The sequence below is a fragment of the Mesorhizobium sp. M2A.F.Ca.ET.067.02.1.1 genome (assembly GCF_004023285.1).
In the GTDB taxonomy this organism is placed as follows: Bacteria; Pseudomonadota; Alphaproteobacteria; order Rhizobiales; family Rhizobiaceae; genus Mesorhizobium.
In genome coordinates this window covers 1-4,225 of record NZ_RZSB01000528.1, presented here as the reverse complement: position 1 = coordinate 4,225, position 4,225 = coordinate 1, and the positions used below count along the sequence as shown (strand labels likewise).

The following is a 4,225-nucleotide window of genomic DNA, read 5'->3' as shown; positions in this document are numbered from 1 at the left end:
GCATTGTCGGGATCGGAGCCGGGGTCGACGCTGAGCCGGGTCTGCACCGGAATGCAGATCGTCTCGCAGATGCCGAGGAAGACATGAGCGTCAATCGTCGCAGGTTGGCCGGGCGAAGACACCGTGAAGGTCACAGGCAGCGACACCGGACGATCATAGCCGGCCCATTTGCCGTAGCCGTCGTCATGCCGCTGCGGCGGCGGGAACGACAATTGCGCGTCGGCGATGTTGGTGCTGCCCGATATGTCGAGCTGCGGCGGCACGCCGGCATCGCCGGGATCCCGCCAATAGGTCTTCCAGCCCGGCTTCAGCGCGATGTCGAGCACGCCGCGGATCTTGCCGGCCTCGTCGGGCTTGCCGGTGGTCACCAGCCGGACCTTGCCGCCCTCCGAATTGTACCAGATCGAGGAAGAGGCCTCGGCCGGGAGGCCCGTAGCCCATCCGAAAACGATCCCGAGAACCAGTATCTTCATGTATCGCATGGCGGTGATTTGACCGTCCGTTCTTGGCCGCGCAATGGCCTCGTCGCTCTCCCGGTATCATATTTGCGTGACATCGGGGACTGACACCATCTTTTCGGCGCAGCCGAAACGCGTTACGCTCAACCCATGGACTTGCTGCGCCACAAGAAGGCGGCCGCCGGACGCGGCTTCCTAGACGACCAGTTCCTGATTGCCATGCCCGGCATGAAGGACGACCGTTTCGCGCGCTCCGTCATCTACATCTGCGCCCACAGCGACGAGGGCGCGATGGGGCTGATCATCAACCAGACGCAGCAGATGCTGTTTCCGGATCTGCTGGTGCAGCTCGGCATCATGAACGAGCAGGAAGCGATCCGACTGCCGGCGCATACGCGCGATTTCGTCGTGCGCAATGGCGGGCCCGTCGACCGCAGCCGCGGCTTCGTGCTGCACTCCGGCGACTATCGCGTGGAATCCTCGCTCAACGTCTCCGATGACATCTGTCTGACCGCGACCGTCGACATCCTGCGCGCCATCTCCACCGGGCGCGGCCCCCGACATGCGCTGATGGCGCTCGGATATGCCGGCTGGGGCGCCGGCCAGCTCGAAACCGAGATCGCCGAGAATGGCTGGCTCACCTGTCCGGCGACGCAGGAGCTTCTGTTCGATGCCGATATCGAGCGCAAATACGACCGTATCCTGGCCTCGATCGGAATCGACCTCGCCCATCTGAGCGCCGCCGCCGGCCACGCCTGACGCTCGCGACGTCGGTCGGAACCGTTTGCATCGGATCATCGCAAACCTTCGAGGTTGGCCGAGCCGCCCGTTGTGGTCGTCATCCTAGGGCGGAGCAAGGAGCGAAGCGACGCGCGCAGACCCTAGGATCCATGCCATTACGCCGACCGTAGAGTGCAGCGATGCAGAATTCTGCTCCGTTTTCAACGCTTTAACGTCACGGAATGGATCTTCGGGTCAAGCCCGAGGATGACGATGTGATGGATGTCACGGCCAATCGCAGAGGGCATTGCTACTCCACCGGAACGGCAGGCCGCATCACTGTGCCCAACTAAGCCTGGGTCAGCGGATATTGCTCCTTCAGCGTCTTCAGCACCTGGTCGCCGGGCATCGGCGCGCCGAACATGAAGCTTTGGACATATTCGCAGCCCATCTGGCGCAGTTCCAGCGCGTCGCTTTCGTCCGAGATGCCTTCGGCCACGACCGACAGCCCCAGCTCATGCGCCATGTTGACCATGGATTTGAGCAGCACGGCGCGCTTGGGCGTCGCGTCGTCAACAAAACTCTTGTCGATCTTGATCGTGTCGAAGGGGAAGCGCGTCAGGTAGGAGAGTGAGGAATAGCCAGTGCCGAAATCGTCGAGCGACAGCCCAATGCCGAGCTGCTTCAGCTTGGTTAGCACATGCGCGGTCTGCTCGGGATTATCCATCACCAGAGATTCGGTGAGCTCGAGCCGGAAGCAGCGCGGCTTCAGATTTGCCCGCGCGATGACAGAGCGCACGTCGCTGACAAGGTCGCGGCGGATGAGCTGGCGGCTGGAGAGGTTGACCGACACCGACAGCGGCGCGTCGCCGATCTGCTTCTGCCAGCCCGCGAGGTCCTCGGCCGCCTGCTGCATGGCGAACAGACCAAGCTGCACGATCAGCCCGCAATTCTCGGCCACCGGGATAAAGTCTCCCGGCGGGATCATGCCGCGGCGCGGGTGGTCCCACCGCAGCAGCGCCTCGAAGCCGGCGACGCTGCCGTCCTCCAGCCGCACGATCGGCTGGTAGGCAAGCGTGAACTCGCGCCGCTCGATGGCGCGGCGAAGGTCGGATTCGAACTGCAGGCGGTCGGTGCCGACGGTGCGGAAGGCAGGCCGGAACGGCTCGATCCTGTCGCCGCCGAAACGCTTGGCCTGGTGCATGGCAAGCTCGGCGTCTTTGACCATGTCCTCGGCCGATGTCTGCGCCGTCGTCCAGGTGATCAGGCCGATCGAGGCGGTGAGCACGATCTCACGCTTGGCGAAGGTGATCGGGTTGTTGATCGCGTGCTTGATGGCATCTGCCATGGCCGCGATGCGGGCAGGGTCCTGCTCGGAAAGCAGCATCAGCGCGAACTGGTCGCCGGCAAAGCGCGACAGCGAATCCTTCGGCTTCAAGAGCCGGTGCAACCGGCGCGCGACGGTGAGCAGAATGGTGTCGCCGGCGGAAATGCCAAGGCCGTCATTGACCTGCTTGAAGCGGTCGATGTCGATGATGAAGACCGTCGGGCGCACCTTGTCCTCGGTGCGGGCGATCGAGATGATCGCCTCCAGCCGGTTCATGAACAATTCGCGGTTCGGCAGGCCGGTGAGGTTGTCGTGCACGGCGTCGTGCAGCAGCCTTTCCTCGGATTTCTTCTGCTCGGTGACGTCGACTATGGTGCCGACGCAGCGGATCACTTCGCCGTCGGAGCCGATCACCGGGCGGGCGCGCAGCGAGAACCAGTGGTAGTGGCCGTCGGCGCCGCGCAGGCGGAAATTCTGCGCCACCTTGCCGCGGCGGTGCTCCAGCACCACGTCGAGCGTGGTGCGGAATGTGTCGCGATCGTCGGCGTGCAGCACCGGCAGCCAGTTGCGGGCGGCACCCCCAAGACTGTTCGGCGCTAGGCCGAGCTGCAGGCTGATGTCCGGCTTGGTCACCACGCGGTCGCGCAGCACGTCCCAGTCCCAGACGATGTCGCCCGAGCCGGCCACCGCCAACGCCTGGCGTTCGAGATCGGAGAACAGGCCCTGGTGCAGCGCGCCGCCGGCAAAGGCGTGCTGCATGACGGTGAAGCCGATCAAAAGGATGATCAGGATCAGCCCGCCGCCCAGCGCCGGCTGAGCGATGTCGTTGTCCAGCATGCCGGTGATGGCCATCCACGACCCGCATAGCCAGAGCAGCACCATCACCCAGCTCGGCACAAGCATGATCGCTCGGTCGTAGCCGCGGATGCCGAGGAAGATGATCAGGCCAAGGCCGGTGAGCGCGGTGGCGGCGAAGGAGATGCGGGCGATGCCGGCGGCGACCGCGGGATCGACGATGGCGACGCCCGCGATCAAGAGCAGCCCAAGGATCCAGACCAGCGCTCCGTAACTGAAATGGCCGTGCCACCGGTTGAGGTTGAGATAGGCGAACAGGAACACCACGAAGGTTCCGGCAAGCGCCACCTCCGTGCCGGCTCGCCATATCTGCTCGTTGCCGGGCGATATTTCGATGATCTTGTTGAGGAAGCCGAAGTCGACGCAGATATAGGCCAGCACCGCCCAGGCGAGCGCTGCCGTTGCCGGAAACATCGAGGTTCCTTTAACCACGAACAGGATGGTCAGGAACAGCGCCAGAAGGCCTGAGATGCCGATGACGATGCCGCGGAACAGCGTGTAGGAATTGACCGAGTCCTTGTAGGAATCCGGCTCCCAGAGATAGACCTGCGGCAGTTTCGGCGAGGCGAGCTCGGCGATGAAGGTCACCACCGTTCCGGGGTTCAGCGTCACGCGGAACACGTCGGCGTCGGGGCTTGTCTGCCGGTCGAGCGCGAAGCCCTCGCTGGGCGTGATCGCGGCGATGCGCGTCGAGCCGAGGTCGGGCCAGAAGATGCCGGAGTTCACCAGGCGGAAATGCGGCGCGACGATCAGCCGGTCGAGCTGCTGGTCGGTGGTGTTGGCCAGCGCGAAGACGGCCCAGTCGCCGCTGGAGCGCGCGTCATTGGCCTCCACCTCGATACGCCGCACGATGCCGTCGGGGGCC

The 4,225-nt window shown here is 64.5% G+C and carries 3 protein-coding genes; 1 reads left to right on the top strand and 2 read right to left on the bottom strand.

Features of this window, described 5'->3' with window-relative positions:
- The coding region (locus EOA28_RS26770; RefSeq protein ID WP_348633438.1) for a protein-disulfide reductase DsbD domain-containing protein at nucleotides 1-482 on the bottom strand (482 nt) is incomplete at its 3' end.
- 126 nt (nucleotides 483-608) lie between these two features.
- Here EOA28_RS26770 and EOA28_RS26765 point away from each other — a divergent pair.
- Nucleotides 609-1,217 carry a YqgE/AlgH family protein gene (locus EOA28_RS26765; RefSeq protein ID WP_126062202.1) on the top strand — a complete coding sequence of 203 codons (609 nt, stop codon included), beginning with the start codon at nucleotides 609-611 and terminating at the stop codon, nucleotides 1,215-1,217.
- A 310-nt stretch (nucleotides 1,218-1,527) separates the two neighbouring features.
- Here EOA28_RS26765 and EOA28_RS26760 read toward each other — a convergent pair.
- Nucleotides 1,528-4,225, bottom strand: a 2,698-nt coding sequence (locus tag EOA28_RS26760; protein WP_128315452.1) for an EAL domain-containing protein, incomplete at its 5' end; no start/stop codon positions are given.

Bases quoted from the DNA above. Each gene is read 5' to 3' on its own strand.
- EOA28_RS26765 (WP_126062202.1), top strand. From the start codon at position 609: ATGGACTTGCTGCGCCACAAGAAGGCGGCCGCCGGACGCGGCTTCCTA.